This is a genomic window from Mycobacterium sp. 23, from assembly GCF_048287075.1.
GTDB lineage: Bacteria > Actinomycetota > Actinomycetes > Mycobacteriales > Mycobacteriaceae > Mycobacterium > Mycobacterium gordonae_B.
This window is the reverse complement of sequence record NZ_JBLVUX010000005.1, coordinates 5637714-5657904: the sequence shown is the minus strand read 5'-3', so window position 1 is coordinate 5657904 and position 20191 is coordinate 5637714. Positions and strand designations below refer to the sequence as shown.

Here is a 20191-nt window from a genome sequence, read left to right as displayed (position 1 = left end):
TCAAGCCTCCTCGTCCCAGACCTTCATCAGGGTGGCCAGAATCTCCTCGCCGCGGCCGAGACCGGCGAGATGACTCTCGCCGGGGAGATGAAACAGTTCGGCGTTGGGCAACCGCGACACGACGTGCTCGCCATGGGAGAACGGGATGATGTGGTCGTGGTCGCCGTGCCACCAGCGGACCGGGACCGTGACTTCCTCGAGCCGGAATCCCCAGTCACGGGCGAAGACGATCACGTCGTTGAACGGCGCCGCGAGCTGCCTGCGGCTGCCGTTGAGCAGGTCGTCGAGGAACATCGCCTTGAACTCGGGCCGGGTGAGCAGATGCCGGTCGGCCTCGGGTGAGAGCAGCGCGTAGACGTCGAGCGCCGGGGACGCGATCGGGCGCGCGGCGCGGATCATCAGGCTCGCCCCCAGCCGCAGCGGATTACCGCCGAGCCTCAGCAACGGCGCGACCCGCAGCCCGAGGTTCATCAGGCCGCCGCTGATCGCGTCGGGCCCCTGAGTCGGCGCCACACCGCCGAGCACACCCGCCGCCACCACCCGATCGGCCAGCCCGGCGGCGCAGGCGAGGGCGTAGGGGCCCCCGCCGGACAACCCGACGACGGCCATCTTCTCGATGCCCAGGGTGTCGGCGATGGCGCGCAGGTCGTCGGCGAACGCGGAGACGGCCTCGTACTGATAGGGGGTCGACGAGCCGATACCCGGCCGGTCGACGCCGATCAGACGGACGTTGTGGTGGTCGGCATAGACGCGGGCCTCGGTCGGGATCTGCCGGCGCGCGCCCGGTGTGCCGTGCAGCCAGAAGACCGCGCGCCCCTGCGGCGCGCCGAATTCGGCGAAGCCGATCTGCCGGTCTTCGCCGACGGCGATGCTTCCTTCGATCTTGGGGCGGGCGATCGCGACAACCATGCCGTGCAGCTTGTCATGCGGACGGGTCGCGATGCACCCCTTTCACCCCGTTTCGGAACGTGATATCCGATACACTTTTGCATCAGATTACGGATCAGCCCAGTTCAGAGCCTCGTCAGTCGTTGGCCAGGTAGACGACGCGATACCACCGCCGGGGCGGCTGCACGCTGGAATCCGACTCCTCCAGGGGCGTGGCGCCCGCCAGTCGGATGTCGGTCAGCTGCGGGTTCTGCATGCGGATGTAGTCCTCGAGCTGCGCGTCCCGCGCGTCTTCGCCGAGGGCACTGTCCGCAATGGCCTTACCCTCGCATCTCTTCCACGTCACTCCGTCACGTTAGATCGTCAGCCTCGCCCTCCCGCCGAGCGTGAAGCTGGCCTCACGCTCGGCGCTTGGATTCAGGCGGTGGCTGCAACGAATGTGGACGGGTCTGAGAGTAGTCGGTCGAGTTCTTCGGCGGGTGTGCGCCAGCCGAAGCGTTTGCGGGGTCGTGCGTTGAGTTCCGCGGCGACCTCGTCGAGCCAGCCGGGGCCGTAGAACGACAGGTCGGTGCCTTTGGGGAAGTACTGGCGTAGCAGGCCGTTGGTGTTTTCGTTGGTGCCGCGTTGCCAAGGGGTGTGTGGGTCGCAGAAGTAGATCGGCAGGCCGGTGGCCTCGGTGATCTGGGTGTGCAGGGCCATCTCGCTGCCTTGGTCCCAGGTCAGCGAGCGACGCAGGACCTCCGGGATTTCGGGAATCTTGGCGGTCATCGCCTCGGCCAGGGTGGCCGCCGTGTGGTCACCGGGCAGCCTGAGCAGCACCACGAATCCCGTGGTGCGCTCGACCAGGGTGCCGATCGCTGAGCCCGAGGCGGTGCTGCCCAGGATCAAATCCCCTTCCCAATGTCCAGGGATCGCGCGGTCATCGGCTTCGGCGGGACGCTCGCTGATGTTGATCATCCCCTTGAGCTTGCCTACGCCAGTTTCGCTGCGGCCCTGTGGCTTTCGCCGAGTCCTGCCGGTACGCAACGCGGTCTTGACCAGCCGGGCCAGCTCCCCGCGCGGCTGGACATACATCGCCTGATAGATCGTCTCGTGTGACACCCACATCTCCGGATCGTCGGGGTAATCTTCGCGTAGCCGGCCCGCGATCTGCTCGGGGCTATGGTTCTTCTCCAACCGTGCCACCACCTCGGCCAACAGTGCAGGCCTGGACTCAAGGTGACGCAGTTTGGGGCGCTTGCGGTTGGCCTCAGCCACGTCCTGGCCGACCCTGGCCCGATACCCCGAACCGGTCATCCCCTTGACCACCTCGCGCTCGATGGTGTCACGATGGCGGCCCAGCCGCTGCGCCGCGTCCCGCGGGGCGCAGCCAGATTCGAGCAACTCCTCAAGTCGGCACCGTTCGATGAACGTCAACGGCGCGCGCGGTCGACGCGCCGCATCGATCTCAGCTTCGGCGCAGGGTCGGGTTCTGGGCACATAACCAGCCTGTTTGACCCAGATACGGGCCCGGGTGAGCGACACGCCGGCGTGCACCGCGGCCTGCTCGGGGGAATCGCCCGAATACATCGCTGCCCAAAACGCTTCCCGGACAGCAGCCGCGTACCGAATCCCATGATGTCGGGCCACCGGCGGATACCCCGCGGCCCGAGCCCATTTGTTGCCCGTAGTGTGCGACACCCCAGCCACCGTTGCCGCCGCCGTTCGCGACAAACCCGACCTGACACCCTCCAAGAACACGGCCCGCGCCGCATCCAACTCCGCCTGTTTGCTACTCAAACCTGCCAACGACACCAGACAACACCCCTAAACCGATCAGGTGTTGCAGCGACCACTTGAGTCTGAGGCGCCGATGGTGAAGCCAGCTTCACGGTCGGCGTTGGAACGTCAGCCACCGAGCACCCGCTCGCCGATGACCCGTCTGACGACATGGAGCCCCGTGAGGGGTCCGCTCATGCCGGAACCCCGATCGCCATTTGCTCCATGTACTGGTAAACCCCACCGATGCCGCCGCCCTCGCGACCCAGACCGCTGAGCTTGAAACCACCAAAAGGGGCGGCGCCGGGCCCGCACCCGTTGACCGCGACCTGCCCGGTCCGGATGCGGCGGGCGACGCCCACCGCGCGATCCACGTCGCCACCCCACACCGAGCCGGACAGGCCGTAACTGGAGTTGTTGGCGATCGCGACCGCGTCATCCTCGTCGCGGTACCGAAGCACGCTCAGCACCGGCCCGAAGACTTCTTCCTGGGCGATCACGAAGTCAGGCTCGACGCCGGTCAGGATCGTCGGCTCGAAGTAGAAGCCGGTGTCCAGGCCGGCCGGGCGGCCGCCGCCGGTGGCCAGGCTGGCACCCTCGCCTAACGCCCCGGCGACGTGCGCTTCGACCCGGCCGCGCTGCGCGTCGCTGATCAACGGACCCATCTGCACGTCGAGGTCGGTCGGGTCGCCGACATTCACCGCACGCGCCAACGCGACCAGTCGTTCCACGACGTCGTCGTGCAGCGAATCGGGCACCAACAGCCTGCTCTGCAGAATGCACGCCTGGCCGGAATGCATTGAGCAGCAGTCGAACAGCATCTGCTGCAACATGTCGTCGGTGACCTCGGCGTCGTCGAGGATGATGCACGCGGATTTGCCACCGAGCTCCAGTAGCAGCCGCTTCAACGAGTCGCCCGCGGCGGACATGACCTGGCGGCCGACAACGGTACTGCCGGTGAAGCTGACCATGTCGACCCGCGGATCGGTGGTGAGCAGTTGGGCCGCCTCGATGCCCGACGGGGTGACGACATTGATCACGCCGGGCGGAAAGTCGGTGTGCTCGTCGATGATTCGCGCGAGGGCCAACCCGGCCAGCGGTGTCAGCGGGGACGGCTTGAGGACGACGGTGTTGCCCGCGGTCAGCGCGTGGTTGAGCTTCATGATGTTGAGCAGGTGCGGGAAGTTCCACGGCGTCAGGACCGATACGACGCCCAGCGGGACGTGACGCAGCACCGTCTTTCCGGCACCGATCCCGGAGACCGTCTCGTCGGCCAGTTGCGTGGCAAGTTGCGCGGAGTGCATGGACATGAACGCGGCACCGTCGATCTGCATCATCCGCTCGTTGGCGGTGCAGCCCCACTCCACCTGGGACAGCGCGAAGAAGTCGTCGGCGTACTTCAGCAGTGCGTCGCCGAGCTGGCTGAGGCAGTTTCCGCGCTGCTCCGCGCTCATGGTGGCCCACGGCCCGTCGTCGAATGCCCGGCGCGCGGCATCGACCGCGGCACTGACCTGCCCGACGCTCGCGTCCGGCGCGGTGGCGATGACCTGCTCGGTGGACGGCGAGATGTCGTCGTAGCGGCCGTTTTCCGGCTCCACCCAACGGCCGTCGATGTAGAGCTGATAGGTGTCGATCAGTCCGGTGGGCGGTAGTTCGGCCATCTGCTTCCTCACCCTAAAAGTCGGTCATCTATCAACCTGGTGTACACCCGCCGAGACTCGGGGTCAATCATCGCCCCGCGTTGAATTGCACTCCATTTCAATGCGTTGACCGTGTGTTGACATCGGTGCAAGCCTCAGAGTAGACACGATCCACAGGACACTTCATGTCGATGTGTCGGATCGCAGGGAGGCGCGCCGTGCTCACCGATGCTCCGCTGCACTCCCCCGATTTCTATGCCGGTGACCCCTACCCGGCGTACCGGGAGCTGCGCGCGACCTCCCCGGTGCACTGGAACGACGTGACCGAATTCTGGGCCCTGTTGAAGTACGAGGACATCCGCTACGTCTCGAGCAACCCGGCGCTCTTCACCTCGACCAAAGGCATCTCGATACCGGATCCGAACGTGCCCAACCCGGTTCAGGAGGGCAACCTCATCTTCACCGATCCCCCGCGGCACCGGCAGATGCGCAAGCTGATCAACTCGGGCTTCACGCGGCGGCGTGTGGCGGTGCTCGAACCCAAGATCCGCGAAATCGTGCGCGGCATCCTCGATCAGGTAGAACCCGGGTCCGTGCACGAATTCGCCGAGGAGATCGCGGCGCCGTTGCCCACCCGGATGATCGCCGAGCTGATCGGCGCTCCGACACAGGACTGGGAGCAGTTCCGCGCCTGGTCGGACGCCGCCACCGGCACGGCCGATCCCGAGATCGAACTCGACGCATTCGTGGCCATCGGCCAGCTGTTCGAATACTTCCAGAAGCTTATCGCCGCGCGCCGCGTCGAACCGCGCAATGACCTGCTGTCGGTACTGGCCGAAGCCGAACTCGACGAACACCGGCTCACCGACGAGGACCTGCTTAATTTTTCGTTCCTGCTACTCGTCGCCGGAAACGAGACCACCCGCAACCTGATCGCCCTGGGCACCCTCGCATTGATCGAGCATCCCGACCAATGCCGGTTGCTGATCGAGGACCCGACGCTGATCCCCGGTGCCGTCGAGGAGATGCTGCGGTGGACCAGCCCGGTGGTCAGCATGTCGCGGGTGGCGACGACCGATACCGAGATCCGTGGCCGGCTGATCCGCGAGGGTGAGGTGGTCACCATGCTGTACGGGTCGGCCAACCGGGACGAGGATGTGTTCGGCGCCGACTCCGAAGAGTTCAGGGTGACGCGCCACCCCAACCCGCATATCGCGTTCGGGTGTGGCGAACACTCCTGCATCGGAGCGCAATTGGCACGGCTGGAAGCCACCGTGTTCTTCGAGGAGTTGTTGCGTCGCTATCCCCGGCTCGAACTGGTCGGCGACGTCGACCGCATGAAAGCCACTATGGTGCCCGGGGTCAAGCGGATGCCCGTTCGGTTGGGGGCCTGAGCCGGTGCACCTGGAATACACCCCCGAGCAGGAGCAACTGCGCGCCGAGATGCGCGCCACCCTGGAGCAGGTGATGACGCCCGAGCGCCTGGCGGCCATTGGCGACAACATCGAGGGCGGTCCCGCGGTGCGCGACACCGTGCGCGCGCTGGCACAGGCCGATCTGCTCGGCGTCGGGTGGCCCGAAGAGTATGGCGGACGCGGCTTCTCGGCGATCGAGCAATTCATCTTCTCCGAGGAGGCCCGCCGGGTGGGCGCACCGATCCCGTTGGTGACGCTCAATACGGTGGGCCCGACGCTGATGCAGCAAGGCACCGAGGAGCAGAAGCGACGGTTTCTGCCGGCCATCCTGGACGGCAGCGTCGAGTTCGCCATCGGTTACTCCGAACCCGGGGCGGGCAGTGATCTGGCGTCGGTGCGCACCACCGCGGTCCGTGACGGTGACGAGTACGTGATCAACGGCCAGAAGATGTTCACCAGCGGCGCCGCCTATGCCGACTACATCTGGCTGGCGGTCCGCACCGACCCGAACGCCAAGAAGCACAAAGGTATTTCGATACTCATCGTGCCCACCTCCTCGCCCGGTTTCTCCTGGCAACCCCTGCACACCATGCCCGGCATCTCCACCTTCTACACGTTCTACGACAACGTCCGGGTACCGGTGAGCGCGCTGGTCGGCGAAGAGAACCAGGGGTGGCAGCTGATCACCACCCAGCTGAACTTCGAACGCGCCGCGCTGGGCAACCTCGGCGCGCTCGAGCCGCTGTTCGAAAAGACCCTGCAGTGGGCCACCGACACCGAACTCGACGGCGCCAGGGTGATCGACCAGCCCTGGGTGCAACAGGCTTTGGCCCGGGTCGAAGCACAGGTCGCCGCCTACAAACTGGTCAACCTCCGGGTGAACGCGGCCATGACCAAGGGCATCCTGAACATGGGTGAAGCGTCGGCGGCGAAGGTGTTCGGCACCGAACTCACCCAGCAAGTAGCCCGGCAGCTGCTGGAAGTCTTGGACGGCAACGGGATACGGCGCGGGCCGCAGGCGCCGCTGCGAGGCGCGCTGGAATCTGCCTATCGGCAGGCGGTCATCAACACCTTCGGGGGCGGCGCCAACGAGATTCAGCGTGACATCATCGCCATGGCCGGCCTGGGCATGCCACGGGCACCGCGTGCTCTTCGAGCAACCGAGAAATCAGGAGGATCTCAGTGACAGACGCTGAGCTGCAGGCCAAGGTGCGGGCCCTGGTCGGCCAGCCCACTGGCGGAACCGGAAAGCCCCAGCTGGCGCCCGATCCGGTCAATCAGCCGATGATCCGGCACTGGGCCTATGCGCTCGCCGATTTCAATCCCGTCTACATCGACCCGGATTTCGCGGCGACGTCGAGGTTCGGTGGCATCGTGTCGCCGCCGGTCATGCTGCAGACCTGGATCATGCCCTCCCCGAAGCTGGAGGGTATCGGAGACCGCGGCGGCGCCCCGGTCGAAATCAAGTCCAATCCAACGGCTTTCCTGGACGAGGCCGGATACACCAGCACGGTGGCCACCAACTCGGAGTTTGAGATCGAACGCTATCCGAGGCTGGGCGATGTGATCAGCTCGACGGCCGTGTACGAATCGGTCTCCGACGAGAAGACAACGGCGCTGGGCACCGGTTTCTTTCTGACCTGGTTGACCACCTATACCGACCAGCACGGTGAAGTGCTTGGCCGGCAACGGTTCCGGGTCCTGCGATTCAAGCCGGCCAACTGATGGCCACTCGACTGCCGCCGACTATCAGCCCCGACACCGAGTTCTTCTGGAACGGGTTGCGAGACAACAAGCTCCTGATTCAGCGCTGTAGCGGCTGCGGCGCGCTGCGCCACCCGCCCCGGCCGATGTGTCCGCACTGCCGCTCGCTGGGGTGGGAGCCCATCGAGTCATCGGGCCGAGGCACCGTCTACAGCTACGTGATGCCGCACGAGCCTCGGTTCCCGTTCTTCGACTACCCCTACGTGGTGGCGCTGGTGCAACTCGAGGAAGGCATCCGGTTAGTCTCCAACCTGACCGGCATCGACCCGGCCGACGTCACCGTCGGAATGCCGGTCGAGGTCTACTTCCAGAGCTTCGACAACGATCTGGTGTTGCACCAGTTCCGGCCGAGTAGCTAGCCATGGACTTCACCTTCACCGAAGATCAGGAGACGGCCGCCAAGCTGGCCCGCGAGTTGTTCGAGCGTCGCGTCAGCCCGGACCGGCTGACCGAACTCGAAGCCGGGGTCCGTTATGACGAGGCGCTGTGGAAGGAACTGGGCGCCATCGACCTGCTCGGCACCGCGCTACCGGAATCGGTGGGCGGAAACGGAGGCGGCTTCCTGGAACTCGGGGTGCTGCTGGCCGAGGTCGGATGGGCCGTGGCCCCGGTGCCGGCCTACGCCACTCTGGCGCTGGGTGCCGATCCCATTGCCCGCTACGGTAATCCGGACCAACGGCGCCGCTACCTGCCCGACGTGGTGGCCGGCGACCGCATCCTCACCGCGGGTTTGGCAGAACCGGGTCGCTCCGATCCGAGGTTCCCGGTGACCACCGCTCGGCGCGATGGAACGAATTGGCGCCTCGACGGGGCGAAGGAATTGGTGCCCGCCGCGCAACTGGCTGACACCCTGCTGATTCCGGCCACCACCGAGGACGGCGATGCGGCGATTTTCCTCGTGGCCACCGACGCTCACGGCGTCGAGGTGCGGCCGATGCCGACCACCAGCCGCGAGCCGCATGCCGACGTATTTCTGGACGGGGCAGCGGTTGCCGGGCAGGACCGGCTCGCCGGCGACGTCGAGTCGCTCTACACCCGTGCCCTGATCGCGCTGTGCGCCATTCAGCTCGGCGTCGTCGACCGGGCGCTGCATATCGCCGCCCGCTATACCAGCGAGCGTGAGCAGTTCGGCCGGCCGATAGGCAGCTTTCAGGCCGTGCAGCAGCGGATGGCCGACGCCTTCATCGATGTCGAGGCGATCCGGTGGACCACCTGGCATGCGGCGTGGCTGCTGGCCAACGGGCGTCCCGCCGACCGCGCGGCCCGCATCGCCAAATTCTGGGCGGCCGAAGCAGGCGCCCGGGTGGCCGCCACAGCCCAGCACGTGCACGGCGGCATCGGGATCGACACCACGTATCCCTTGCACCGCTATTTCCTGTGGGCCAAGCACAACGAACTCACCCTCGGCCCGGCGTCCCAGCAGCTTGCCCACCTTGGCGCGACGTATGGCGCGACGTACGGCGCGACGGATTCGGAAGGACCCGCATGACCACCACCGACAGCCGCACCACCACTCTCAGGTGGCAGGACATCTCCGAGGGCGACGAGGTCACCCCGATGGAAATCCCCATCACCACAACCATGATCGTCGCCGGTGCGATCGCTTCCCGAGACTTCATGCCCGTGCATCACGACCGCGACTACGCCAACAAGCAGGGTTCGCCCAACCTGTTCATGAACATCCTGACCAGCAACGGTTACTGCGTGCGATTCCTCACCGATTGGGCCGGGCCCGACGCGATGGTCAAGAAGTTGTCGATTCGCCTTGGCGTGCCATGTTTTCCGGACGACCCGCTGCGCTTCACGGGCACGGTGACCGGCAAGACGGAAGGCACTGACGGAGAGAACTTCGTCGAAGTGACGTTCCAGGCGGCCAACAGCCTCGGCAACCACGTCTCGGGAACCGCGGTGCTCAGCCTGCTGGGCGGAGCCGCCTGATGAGCGGAACCCTGCCCGGCGCGGCCGCCATCGTGGGCATCGGCCAGACGGAGTTCTCCAAGGAATCCGGGCGCAGCGAACTGCAATTGGCGTGCGAAGCCGTCAGCGCCGCGCTCGACGACGCCGGTCTGGCTCCCAGCGACGTCGACGGCATGGTCACCTTCACCATGGACTCCAGCGACGAGATCGACATCGCCCGCAACGTCGGCATCGGCGACCTGAGCTTCTTCAGCCGGGTTCACCACGGCGGCGGCGCGGCGGCGGGCACCGTCGTGCACGCGGCGATGGCGGTCGCGACCGGCGTTGCCGACGTGGTGGTGTGCTGGCGCGCCTTCAACGAGCGCTCCGGCTTCCGTTTCGGCGGCAGCGGACGCACCGACCTGGGGACCCCGCTGTTCATGGCGCATTACGCGCCGTTCGGACTGCTGACGCCGGCGGCCTGGGTGGCGATGCACGCGCAGCGCTACATGTCGACCTACGGAGTGACCAACGAGGACTTCGGCCGCATCGCCGTCGTCGACCGTGCGCACGCCGCCCGCAATCCCGACGCGTGGTTCTACGAACGCCCGATCACGCTGGAGGACCACCAGAATTCGCGCTGGATCATCGAACCGGTGCTGCGACTACTGGATTGCTGCCAGGAGAGCGACGGCGGCGTCGCGCTGGTGATCACCAGCGCCGAACGCGCGAGGGACCTGCGCCAGCCCCCGGCCGTCATCACCGCGGCGGCACAGGGCGCGGCCGCCGACGGCGAGATGATGACGAGTTACTACCGCGACGACATCACCGGGCTGCCCGAGATGGGCGTCGTCGCTGAGCGCCTCTGGCGCGATTCGGGTCTCAAACCCGCCGACATCCAGACCGCGTTCATCTACGACCATTTCACCCCGTTCGTGTTCACCCAGCTCGAAGAACTCGGCTTCTGCGGGCGCGGCGAGGCGAAGGATTTCGCCACCATCGAAAGGCTTTCGCTGGGCGGTGAATTCCCGATAAACACCAACGGCGGACTGCTCGGCGAGGCATATATCCACGGCATGAACGGCATCACCGAAGGCGTTCGACAGATCCGCGGCACGTCCTACAACCAGGTGCAGCATGTCGAACACGTTCTGGTCACCTCGGGCACCGGCGTGCCCACCAGCGGCCTGATCCTGGCCGGCGCCGGCTAGGTGCGGTCATGACTCAGGCGCCCACCGGGACCGATACGCGCGAACTCATCCTCGATGCCGCGTATGCGTGTTTCCGTCAACACGGGCTGCTGAAGACGACGATCGTCGACATTGCGCGGGAGGCCAACGTCTCGCGAAGCACGATCTACGAGTACTTCCGGGACAAGGGGGCGATCCTGGAGGCCTGCGCCGAGCACGCCTCCGAGCAGTTCTACCGCGAAATGTCCCGCGCCATGGCCCGCGGCGGTGCGCTGGAGGAAAAGCTTGCCAACGCAGCGGTTTTCGTCACCCAGGCGCGGCGCGCCATCGCCTCTGAGGAGTACTTCGACGAAGACGCGATCAGCCTGCTGCTCACCAAGGACGCCGCGGTGCTGCTGCGCGAATGCATCGACTTCTTCGCGCCCTATCTCTCAGCTGCCAAGCTCACCGGCGAGGTACGCAAAGACCTCGATGTGCAGGCGGCCGGAGAATGGTTCGCGCGCATATTGTTCTCCCTGTTCAGCACCGCATCACCCGTGCGGGACATGGACGACCCTGCCGTGGTCGCCGAGTTCGTCAGCGCATTCGCGGTGCGCGGCTTCGCCAGCGAGCGTCCTCGGCCGGTCCGCGGCGCGTCCCGACCACGCTGAAGGCTGCGCGACCATATCGACTGTGCGGCTACGGCGTCGAGTGTGCAGTGACTGTGCCCCGATCGCGATTCCAGCGCAGTGGCCGCACACTCGACGCAGTAGCCGCACACTCAATGCGCCGATAGCGCCCGCAGGAAGAACGCAAGGTTCGCCGGCCGCTCGGCCAGTCGCCGCATGAAATAGCCGTACCACTGCGTGCCGAAGGGCACATACACCCGCACCCGGTTGCCATCGCCCGCTAACCGCAGCTGCTCGTCGTCCCGGATCCCATATAGCATCTGGTATTCGTAAGCATCGCAGCCGAATTCGCTTGCCAAGGCAGGCACCGCATCGATGATCGCCGGGTCGTGTGAAGCCACCATCGGATACCCGCGGCCGGCCATCAGGACTCGCAGGCAGCGCAGATAGGAATCGGTGACGTCGGCGGCGGCCCGATACGCCACCGCAGCCGGTTCGTCATAGGCGCCCTTGCACAACCGAACCCGTGCTCCCACCGACGCCAACTCGGCGCAGTCACCGTGTGTACGACGTAGGTAGGCCTGCAACACCGTTCCCAGCCAGGGGAAATCGACCCGAAGGTCGCCCGAGATCGACAGCGTCGAATCGGTGGTGGTGTGGTCTTCGGCGTCCACCGTGACCCAGGCGCCGACCGCCTCGGCCCGCTCGCAAATGGTGCGGGCATTGTCCAGCGCGATCTTGTCGCCGTCGCGTTCCAGAGATTGCCCCAGCGCCGACAATTTGAGTGACACCTCCAGCGGACGCACCCCGTGGAACACGCGGTCGTCACGGCGTCCCAGCGCGTCGAGCAGGTCGAGGTACGCCTGAACGGTGGCCGCCGCGCCGTCGGCGTCGGCGACGTTCTCGCCCAGATAGTCGATGCTGATTGAACGCCCGGAATCACGCAGCACAGCAACTACTTCCAGGACACCGCTCAACGTCTTCCCTGGCACGAACCGGCGCACCACCCGTTGCGTCAAGGCGGAGCGTTCCACGACATGCCGCAACCCGTCGGCCCGGCTGGCCGCCAGCATCGCCGGGCGCATCGTGTGCGCGAATACCCCGGACATCACTGCGCCGCCATGTGCGGGTAGGTGTGCTCGGTCGCCGGGACGAACGTTTCCTTCAGGGTGCGCGCCGACGTCCAGCGCAACAGGTTCAGCGGCGAACCCGCCTTGTCGTTGGTGCCGGAGCCACGTGAACCACCGAAGGGCTGGCGCCCCACCACGGCACCGGTCGGCTTGTCGTTGACGTAGAAATTGCCTGCGGCGAAACGCAACCGGCGCTGGGCGGTCAGCACGGCCTGGCGGTCGTCGGCGATCACCGCTCCGGTCAGCGCGTACCGCGACCCGGTGTCGATCACATCGAGTATCCGGTCGTACTGGTCGTCGGGGTACACGTGCACCGCCAGCAGCGGCCCGAAGTACTCGGTGGCGAACGCCTCATCGGTCGGGTCGTCGGACAACAACACGGTAGGTCGCACGAAATAGCCTTCGCTGTCGTCGTATTCGCCACCCACGGCGATAGTGACTCCGGCGGCGCCCTTGGCCCGCTCGATGGCGTCGACGTTCTTGGTGAAGGCACGCCGGTCGATCAGGGCGCCGCCGAAGTTGGACAGGTCGGTGACGTCGCCGTAACTGAGCCCGGCGACCGTTCCCAGAAAGTCGTCACCCATCCGTTGCCACACCGAATGTGCGATGAACGCCCGCGACGCCGCCGAGCACTTCTGGCCCTGATAGTCGAAGGCGCCGCGAATCAGGGCCGTCGTCAACACATCCGGGCGTCCCGACGGATGGGCCAGCACGAAGTCCTTTCCACCCGTCTCTCCCACCAGACGCGGATAACTCTGGTAACCAGCGATATTCGCACCGACCTGCTGCCACAGCTGCTGGAACGTCGCCGTCGATCCGGTGAAGTGAATTCCGGCCAGCCGCGAATCATGCAGCGCCACATCCGATACCGCCAACCCGTCTCCGGTGAGCAGATTGATCACACCGGGCGGCAGCCCCGCCTCCTCCAGCAGTTGCATGGTCAGGTAGGCCGACAGCGTCTGCGTGATCGACGGCTTCCAGATCACCGTGTTGCCCATCAGCGCCGGAGCAGTCGGCAGATTGGCGGCGATAGAGGTGAAGTTGAACGGCGTGATCGCATAGACGAAGCCGTCCAGCGGCCGATAGTCGCTGCGGTTCCACTCCCCCGGCCCGCTGATAGGCTGCTGCGCCAAAATCTGCTGAGCGAACGCGACATTGAACCGCCAGAAGTCGATCTGCTCGCACGGTGCGTCGATTTCGGCCTGATACACCGACTTCGACTGACCCAGCATGGTGGCGGCCGCGATCCTTTCCCGCCACGGTCCGGCCAGCAGGTCGGCCGCCCGCAGGAACACCGCGGCGCGTTCGTCGAACGGCGTCTCCGCCCACTCTGCTTTGGCGGCACAGGCCGCCTCGATGGCGGCAACAGCGTCCGCGTGTTCGGCGTTGGTCAGCGTCCCCAACGTGGCGGCGTGTCGATGCGGCTGGACCACATCGATCCGCTCACCGGCGCCCATCCGGTGCTCGCCCGCGATCACGTGCGGCAGGTCGATCGGGTGGTCGGCCAGGGCTGTCAGTGCGGCGCGCAGGCGGGTGCGTTCCGCAGACTTCGGTGCGTAGTTGTGAACCGGCTCGTTGGCCGGCAGGGGTACCTGGGTGATCGCGTCCATTCCGTCAGAATCCCCGGGCGGGCGCACCGATCGGTTGGCTGATCGGACAAGATATGACGATTCAGCTAGTAGAATCCGACAAATGGCGGGGATTGCGCTCGGTCAGCTACTTCTCGCGCTGGACGCCACCATGGTCAGCCTGGTGCAGGCGCCGCGCGGCCTGGATCTGCCCGTGGCATCAGCCGCGATGATCGACACCGATGACGTCCGGCTGGGCCTGGCACGGGCCGCCGGTTCGGCCGACGTGTTCTTCTTCGTCGGGGTGACCGACGACGACGCGGTGCGTTGGATCGGCAACCAGGTCAGCGTGCCGGTGGCGGTCTTCGTCAAGCACCCCTCCGATGAGCTGGTGGCCAAGGCCGCCAGAGTCGGTGCCGCCGTGGTGGCGGTCGAACCCCAGGCCCGGTGGGAGCGGATCTATCAGCTGGTCAACCACGTCTTGGAGCACCACGGGGACCGTGCCGACCCGCACGAGGACTCCGGGACCGACCTGTTCGGCCTCGCACAGTCCCTGGCCGACCGCATCCACGGGATGGTCAGCATCGAGGATGCCCAGTCCCATGTGCTGGCCTACTCGGCCTCCAGCGACGAGGCCGACGAGTTGCGGCGGCTTTCGATCCTGGGCCGCGCCGGGCCACCGGAGCACCTGCAATGGATCGGCCAGTGGGGCATCTTCGACGAGCTGCGATCCGGTGGCGACGTGGTGCGCGTCAAAGCACGGCCCGAGCTGGGATTGCGCCCGCGGCTGGCCATCGGCATCCATCGATCGCGCCCGCCCACCTTCGCGGGGACCATTTGGGTGCAGCAGGGTTCGCAGCCACTGGCCGAGGACGCCGAGGAGATGTTGCGGGGCGCCGCGGTGCTGGCCGCCAGGATTATGGCCCGGCTGGCGGCCCGGCCGGCCCCGCATGTCCGACAGGTGCAACAACTCCTCGGACTGGGTCAGGGCGACCCGGGCGACGTATCCGAGTACGCGCGCGACCTCGGGTTGCCGGTCGACGGAATCGGCGCGGTGATCGGTTGGGACACCATCAGCGGCAGCGACCGTCAGGCCCGGCTTGCCGACGTTGTAGCTCTGAGCGCCAGTGCTTTTCGGCGGGACGCGCAAGTCGCGTCGAACGGTTCCCGCATCTACGCCTTGCTTCCGCGGATCTCGAAGACCCGGTCGGTCGCCTCCTGGGTGCGCGGCACGATCGGCGCGCTTCGCACCGAGTTGAACGTCGAATTGCGGGCGGCTATCGCGGCGCCGGTCCATGGTCTGGCCGCCGTCGCCGCTGCTCGTGCCGAGGTGGACCGGGTGCTGGACAGCGCCGAGCGTCACCCGGTCTCATTCGGCCGGGTGACCTCGCTGGCCGAGGCGCGCACTACGGTGCTGCTCGACGAGATCGTCACCCTGATCGGGGCCGACGAGCGGCTGGTCGACCCGCGGGTACGTCAGCTCAACGCACAGGATCCGGTGCTGGCGGAGACGCTGCACACCTACCTGGACTGCTTCGGCGACATCGCCGCCGCAGCGAGTTGGCTGCAGGTACATCCCAACACGGTCCGCTACCGGGTGCGGCGAATCGAACAGCTGTTGTCTACCTCCCTGGCCGATCCTGATGTGCGCCTGGTCTTTTCGTTAAGCCTGCGAGCCATCGAGCGGCCGGACCAGCCCGCGGGCGGGAGAGTATTCCGAGATCGGCACGCGGAGTAGAGTTTGAGGCGCTGCACCAGTGCACGCTGGCTGCGAACCGTGTGGAGGTCCCCGTGACGGAACAACCGCCCAACTATCCGCCACCGGGATATCCACCACCGGCGCCGGGCGGTTATGGCGCCTACGGCTATCCCCCGCCGCCCTATGTGGCGCCGCGGACGAACGCACTGGCAATCGCGTCGTTCGTCGCCGCGATCGCTGGATTCTTCACCTGCGGCCTGGGAAATATCCTCGGCCTGATATTCGGCGTAGTTGGGCTCGGCCAGATCAGGCGGACCGGTGAAGGCGGTCGCGGTCTTGCGATTGCCGGCCTCGTGGTCAGTACCCTGACATTGGCTTTCCTGGTCGCCGCGTTCATCTTCGGGTCGACCCACCGGCACGACGGCGATGAGGACAATTACAGTTCCCTGCGCCCATTGGTCAGCACCGAAGCGTGGCCCACAGCGGCGCAATAGTTAACATCACGCTGAAGGTAACCGCAAGTGTTGCACCACATTTCCGTGCGGTTAGGCTTCGTGGGTGGCCGATCATCCGTCGTCGTATCTGGTGCTGGCATCCCAGCGCAGCGGCAGCACCCTGCTGGTGGAATCGCTGCGTGCGACCGGTGTGGCCGGCGAGCCTCAGGAGTTCTTCCAATATCTGCCTACCACCAGCCAGTCCCCGCAACCGCGTGAGTGGTTCGCCGGCGTCGAGGACGAGTCGATCCTGAAGCTGTTGGATCCGCTGGACGAGGGTAAGCCCGACCTCGCGCCGGCCGAGATCTGGCGTGACTACATCCGCACCGTCGGCCGCACACCAAACGGGGTGTGGGGCGGCAAGCTGATGTGGAATCAGACACCGCTGCTGCTGGACCGGGTCGCGGGTCTCAAAGAGCGGTCCGGCGAAGGATTGCTGGCCGCGATCCGGGACGTGGTGGGCGAGGACCCGCTGCTGATCCACATCCACCGGCCCGACGTGGTGTCGCAGGCCGTGTCGTTCTGGCGGGCGGTGCAGACCCGGGTGTGGCGAGGTAGGCCGGACCCGGTGCGCGACGCACGAGCCACCTACCACGCCGGCGCCATCGCGCACGTGGTGAGAATGCTGCAGGCGCAGGAGGAGGGCTGGAAGGCCTGGTTCGCCGAAGAGAACGTCAAACCTATCGAGATTTCCTATCCGGTGCTGTGGCGCAATCTGACCGAAGTGGTCGGCGACATCCTCGAGCAACTGGGCCTGGACCGGCGACTGGCACCCGAGCCGGTGCTGCAACGCCAGGCCGACCAGCGCTCCGACGAGTGGGTGGACCGCTACCGTGTGGACGCCGAAAGAGAGGGACTGCCAACGTGACCCGAGCCGACGACGACGCAGAACGAAGTGATGAGGTGGGGGCACCTCCCGCGCGCGGGGGAGAGCGGCTCCGATGACCCGAGCGATAGACACCACTCACGTCGACGAATTGCGCCTGCTCGAGGCCGAGGCGGTGCACATCATCCGCGAAGTCGTCGCCGAGCTGGAGCGACCGGTCCTGCTCTTCTCGGCCGGCAAGGACTCGATCGTCCTACTTCGATTGGCGGAAAAGGCTTTTCGGCCGCTACCGCTGCCCTTCCCGGTGATGCACGTGGACACCGGGCACAACTTCCCCGAGGTGATCGAGTTCCGCGACCGCCGGGTGACCGGAGAAGGGCACAAGCTGATCGTCGCGTCGGTGCAGGAGTCCATCGATAAGGGCCGGGTGCCCGACCCCGGGCCGACCGCCTCGCGCAACCGCGCCCAGACCCGCACGCTGCTCGACGCGCTCGAAGAGGGCGGTTTCGACGCGGCTTTCGGCGGCGCCCGCCGCGATGAAGAACGCGCCCGGGCCAAGGAACGGATCCTGAGCTTCCGCGACGAGTTCGGCCAGTGGGATCCGCGGGCCCAGCGCCCCGAGCCCTGGACCCTCTACAACGGCCGGATCAAGAAGGGCGAGCAGGTCCGGGTGTTTCCTCTGAGCAACTGGACCGAGATCGACGTCTGGCGTTACATCGAGCTGGAAAACCTTGAAATACCGTCGATCTACTACGCGCACGAACGCGAGGTCTTCCAACGCGATGGCATTCTGCTGGCCGTGTCGGAGTATGCCAGCCCGGCCGACGGCGAAACGGCCGCCGTGGAGTGGGTGCGCTACCGCACCGTCGGCGACCTGACCATCACCGGGGCAGTGCGTTCGGAGGCCACCGACATCACCCGGGTCATCAGCGAGATCTCGGCGGCCACGGTGTCCGAGCGCGGCGAGACCCGCGCCGACGACCGCACGTCGGCCGCCGCGATGGAAGACCGCAAGCGAGAGGGATACTTCTGATGACAGTCGAGGATCGGCTCGCACCGACCAAAAGCAAGACGCGTCAACTGCTGCGCATCGCCACCGCGGGTTCGGTGGACGACGGCAAGAGCACTTTGATCGGGCGGCTGCTGCACGACACCGACAGCCTGCCACTGGACCACTTGGAGGCGGTCACCGACGAGGAAGGCATCGCCGACCTCGCGGCACTGTCCGACGGTCTGCGGGCCGAGCGCGAGCAGGGCATCACGATCGACGTCGCCTATCGCTTCTTCTCCACCGAGAACCGCAGCTACATCCTGGCCGACACCCCCGGCCACGAGCGCTATACCCGCAACATGTTCACCGGTGCCTCCAATGCGCACGTGGCCGTCCTGCTGGTCGATGCGCGAGCCGGCGTGCTGCGCCAGACCCGCAGGCATGCGCGGATCGCAAAGCTGTTGGGCATCAAGCACTTCGTCGCCACGGTCAATAAGATCGACCTGATCGACTTCGACCGGGAGGGTTTCGCCAAAGTCGAGGAAGAGTTGGGTCACGTCGCGGCGCGGCTCGGCGAAGTCGACCTGACGGTGATCCCGCTGGCCGCCAAGCTCGGCGACAACGTCGTACATCGCTCCGATCGCACGCCGTGGTACACCGGGCCCACCCTGCTGGAGTATCTGGAGAACGTCGAACTGGTGGCCCCGCAAGCCGAGGCGTCGTGGCTGCGGCTGCCCGTACAGTGGGTCTCGCGGCCCACCGCGGAGGTGCGCCGCCGCTACACCGGCCGGCTCGCCGGGGGGACGCTGAGCGTCGGCGACCCGGTGATCTCGCTGCCGGCCGGCACCCGCTCCACCGTGACCGCCCTGGACACCCTCGACGAGGACCGAACGACAGCCGTTGCGCCGCTTTCGGTTTCGATCGAGCTCGCCGACGACATCGATGTGGGCCGGGGCGACGTCTTCATCAGCGGCGCCGAAGACGCGGTGCCCCCGGTGCTGGCCCGTGAGCTTGACGCGATCGTGTGCTGGTTCGTCGATTCCCCGCTGCGGGCCGGGGACCGCCTGGCCCTCAAGCAGACCACCAAGAGCGTGCGGGCGACCGTGCAGGAGTTGCACTCGCGACTCGACCCGGAGACACTCGACGAGCTTGACGGTCCAGTTGAGTTGGTACTCAACGACATCGGCACAGTCACCCTGCGCACCAGCTCGGTCGTCATCGCCGACCCGTACGACGAGAACCGGGACAGTGGCGCCTTCATCCTGATCGACGAGACCACCAACGACACCGTCGGTGCCGGCACCATCGTCGAGGCCCGCGAGGTCAAGCCGGGCACCCACCAGCGCACCGACATCCGTTGGCACCCCTCGGCCCTGGACCGCAAGCACCGCTGGACCGCCACCGGCCAGCCGGGTGCGACGATCTGGTTCACCGGACTTCCCGCGTCCGGCAAGTCGACCGTCGCGGTGGCCGTCGAGCGCGCACTGGTCGAATCGGGCCGGGTGGCCTACCTGCTCGACGGCGACAACCTGCGCCACGGCCTGTCCGACGACCTCGGCTTCTCCCCCGGCGACCGGACCGAGAACATCAGGCGGGTAGGACATTTGACGCGACTGTTGGCTGACGCCGGTGTGGTGGCGCTGGCATCGCTGGTGTCGCCGCTGAAGTCCGACCGCGAGACCGCCCGTGCTCTCAGCGAAGCGGCCAAACTGCCGTTCCTGGAAGTGCATGTCGCCACCTCGCTGCCCGAGTGCGAAAAACGGGACCCCAAAGGCCTGTACGCGCGGGCCCGCAGCGGCGAACTCAAGGGCCTGACCGGAGTCGATGCGCCCTACGAGCCGCCGGAGAATCCCGACCTGGTGCTGGACACCACGAACGCCGATATCGACGAACTCGCTGCTCAGGTCATCAGCTTGCTCAACGAGGTGAGTCCCCGGCCGCCGCGGTAGCACTTCCGCTTAAAACGCTGCATGAGCGGTAACGTCGATGGTGACCCACCGGCCATTAGCACATGCGACGGGAGACACCATGAGGCACCGCATCGTCGGAGTACTTACTGTCATGCTGATGGCCGGGGGACTTGTCGCCCTGGCACCGCCGGCTAGCGCCGGCTGCCTGTACGGCGGACCCTTCATCAGCAAGTGCGACGGCCCCGTCCAGCCCGACGGCACCTGGCAACGGTGCGTCGCGGTCGCCCGTCTGGTTCCCAACGGAGCCAGTTCGTATCTGGTGCCGGACAAGCGCTGCGATCAGATGGGTCCCGGCCAGAATTCCGGCGACTTCGCCTTCACCGACCCGCCGATCCACATCGACGACTGACAGGC

The 20191-nt window shown here is 66.6% G+C and carries 20 protein-coding genes; 14 read left to right on the top strand and 6 right to left on the bottom strand.

Translation table 11 applies throughout. The annotated features are described in order from the left end of the window. The 4 genes from ACNQS7_RS27355 to ACNQS7_RS27340 all read right to left on the bottom strand — a co-directional run bounded on the left by ACNQS7_RS27355 (nt 1) and on the right by ACNQS7_RS27340 (nt 4307). The gene (locus ACNQS7_RS27355) at nt 1-909 is read right to left on the bottom strand and encodes an alpha/beta fold hydrolase (protein ID WP_418015005.1); all 909 of its coding nucleotides are present in this window, start codon (nt 907-909) and stop codon (nt 1-3) included. A 115-nt stretch (nt 910-1024) separates the two neighbouring features. Beyond that, nucleotides 1025-1234 (bottom strand): hypothetical protein, encoded by a 210-nt coding sequence (locus tag ACNQS7_RS27350; protein ID WP_055577977.1) that lies wholly within the window; start codon nt 1232-1234, stop codon nt 1025-1027. Between the two features lie 71 nt (nt 1235-1305). Next, a complete protein-coding gene (locus tag ACNQS7_RS27345; protein WP_418014653.1) occupies nt 1306-2457 on the bottom strand; it encodes an IS30 family transposase in 1152 nt (383 codons plus the stop codon). A gap of 383 nt (nt 2458-2840) precedes the next feature. Further along, nucleotides 2841-4307 carry an aldehyde dehydrogenase family protein gene (locus ACNQS7_RS27340; protein WP_418015004.1) on the bottom strand — a complete coding sequence of 489 codons (1467 nt, stop codon included), beginning with the start codon at nt 4305-4307 and terminating at the stop codon, nt 2841-2843. Between the two features lie 170 nt (nt 4308-4477). Between ACNQS7_RS27340 and ACNQS7_RS27335 the strand changes: the two genes are divergently transcribed. The 8 genes from ACNQS7_RS27335 to ACNQS7_RS27300 are packed head-to-tail and all read left to right on the top strand — an operon-like array spanning nt 4478 to nt 11201. Beyond that, nucleotides 4478-5680: a cytochrome P450 gene (locus ACNQS7_RS27335; RefSeq protein ID WP_418015003.1), complete on the top strand. Its 1203-nt coding sequence runs from the start codon at nt 4478-4480 to the stop codon at nt 5678-5680. A gap of 4 nt (nt 5681-5684) precedes the next feature. Beyond that, a complete protein-coding gene (locus ACNQS7_RS27330; protein ID WP_418015002.1) occupies nt 5685-6887 on the top strand; it encodes an acyl-CoA dehydrogenase family protein in 1203 nt (400 codons plus the stop codon). Next, entirely contained in the window at nt 6884-7426 is a 543-nt protein-coding gene (locus ACNQS7_RS27325) for an FAS1-like dehydratase domain-containing protein (RefSeq protein ID WP_310772959.1), read from the top strand. The genes ACNQS7_RS27330 and ACNQS7_RS27325 overlap by 4 nt, the downstream gene beginning before the upstream one ends. Further along, nucleotides 7426-7824 (top strand): Zn-ribbon domain-containing OB-fold protein, encoded by a 399-nt coding sequence (locus ACNQS7_RS27320; protein WP_418015001.1) that lies wholly within the window; start codon nt 7426-7428, stop codon nt 7822-7824. Before ACNQS7_RS27325 ends, ACNQS7_RS27320 begins: the two co-directional genes overlap by 1 nt. Nucleotides 7825-7826: 2 nt before the next feature. After that, nucleotides 7827-8954 carry an acyl-CoA dehydrogenase family protein gene (locus ACNQS7_RS27315; RefSeq protein WP_418015000.1) on the top strand — a complete coding sequence of 376 codons (1128 nt, stop codon included), beginning with the start codon at nt 7827-7829 and terminating at the stop codon, nt 8952-8954. After that, the gene (locus tag ACNQS7_RS27310; RefSeq protein WP_418014999.1) at nt 8951-9403 is read left to right on the top strand and encodes a MaoC family dehydratase; all 453 of its coding nucleotides are present in this window, start codon (nt 8951-8953) and stop codon (nt 9401-9403) included. The genes ACNQS7_RS27315 and ACNQS7_RS27310 overlap by 4 nt, the downstream gene beginning before the upstream one ends. Further along, entirely contained in the window at nt 9403-10572 is a 1170-nt protein-coding gene (locus tag ACNQS7_RS27305; RefSeq protein ID WP_418014998.1) for a lipid-transfer protein, read from the top strand. Before ACNQS7_RS27310 ends, ACNQS7_RS27305 begins: the two co-directional genes overlap by 1 nt. An 8-nt stretch (nt 10573-10580) precedes the next feature. Then, nucleotides 10581-11201: a TetR/AcrR family transcriptional regulator gene (locus tag ACNQS7_RS27300; RefSeq protein WP_418014997.1), complete on the top strand. Its 621-nt coding sequence runs from the start codon at nt 10581-10583 to the stop codon at nt 11199-11201. Nucleotides 11202-11311: 110 nt separating this feature from the next. On the opposite strand, the gene ACNQS7_RS27295 is transcribed toward ACNQS7_RS27300, so the two are convergent. Together ACNQS7_RS27295 and pruA are read right to left on the bottom strand one after the other, a co-directional pair. Next, a complete protein-coding gene (locus ACNQS7_RS27295; RefSeq protein WP_418014996.1) occupies nt 11312-12268 on the bottom strand; it encodes a proline dehydrogenase family protein in 957 nt (318 codons plus the stop codon). Beyond that, entirely contained in the window at nt 12268-13899 is a 1632-nt protein-coding gene (gene pruA / locus ACNQS7_RS27290; protein ID WP_418014995.1) for an L-glutamate gamma-semialdehyde dehydrogenase, read from the bottom strand. The genes ACNQS7_RS27295 and pruA overlap by 1 nt, the downstream gene beginning before the upstream one ends. Before the next feature lie 82 nt (nt 13900-13981). Here pruA and ACNQS7_RS27285 point away from each other — a divergent pair, with 82 nt between their 5' ends. The 6 genes from ACNQS7_RS27285 to ACNQS7_RS27260 all read left to right on the top strand — a co-directional run bounded on the left by ACNQS7_RS27285 (nt 13982) and on the right by ACNQS7_RS27260 (nt 20186). Beyond that, entirely contained in the window at nt 13982-15595 is a 1614-nt protein-coding gene (locus ACNQS7_RS27285; RefSeq protein WP_418014994.1) for a PucR family transcriptional regulator, read from the top strand. Between the two features lie 53 nt (nt 15596-15648). Then, entirely contained in the window at nt 15649-16050 is a 402-nt protein-coding gene (locus ACNQS7_RS27280) for a DUF4190 domain-containing protein (protein WP_418014993.1), read from the top strand. 64 nt (nt 16051-16114) lie between these two features. Continuing rightward, on the top strand, nt 16115-16918 hold the full coding sequence (gene stf0, locus ACNQS7_RS27275) for a trehalose 2-sulfotransferase (RefSeq protein ID WP_418014992.1): 804 nt from the start codon (nt 16115-16117) through the stop codon (nt 16916-16918). A gap of 73 nt (nt 16919-16991) precedes the next feature. Further along, the gene (gene cysD, locus ACNQS7_RS27270; protein WP_418014991.1) at nt 16992-17909 is read left to right on the top strand and encodes a sulfate adenylyltransferase subunit CysD; all 918 of its coding nucleotides are present in this window, start codon (nt 16992-16994) and stop codon (nt 17907-17909) included. Beyond that, nucleotides 17909-19816 carry an adenylyl-sulfate kinase gene (gene cysC / locus ACNQS7_RS27265; protein WP_418014990.1) on the top strand — a complete coding sequence of 636 codons (1908 nt, stop codon included), beginning with the start codon at nt 17909-17911 and terminating at the stop codon, nt 19814-19816. Before cysD ends, cysC begins: the two co-directional genes overlap by 1 nt. Nucleotides 19817-19895: 79 nt before the next feature. Continuing rightward, nucleotides 19896-20186, top strand: a complete 291-nt coding sequence (locus ACNQS7_RS27260; RefSeq protein WP_418014989.1) for a hypothetical protein — start codon at nt 19896-19898, stop codon at nt 20184-20186. Nucleotides 20187-20191 lie beyond the last annotated feature (5 nt).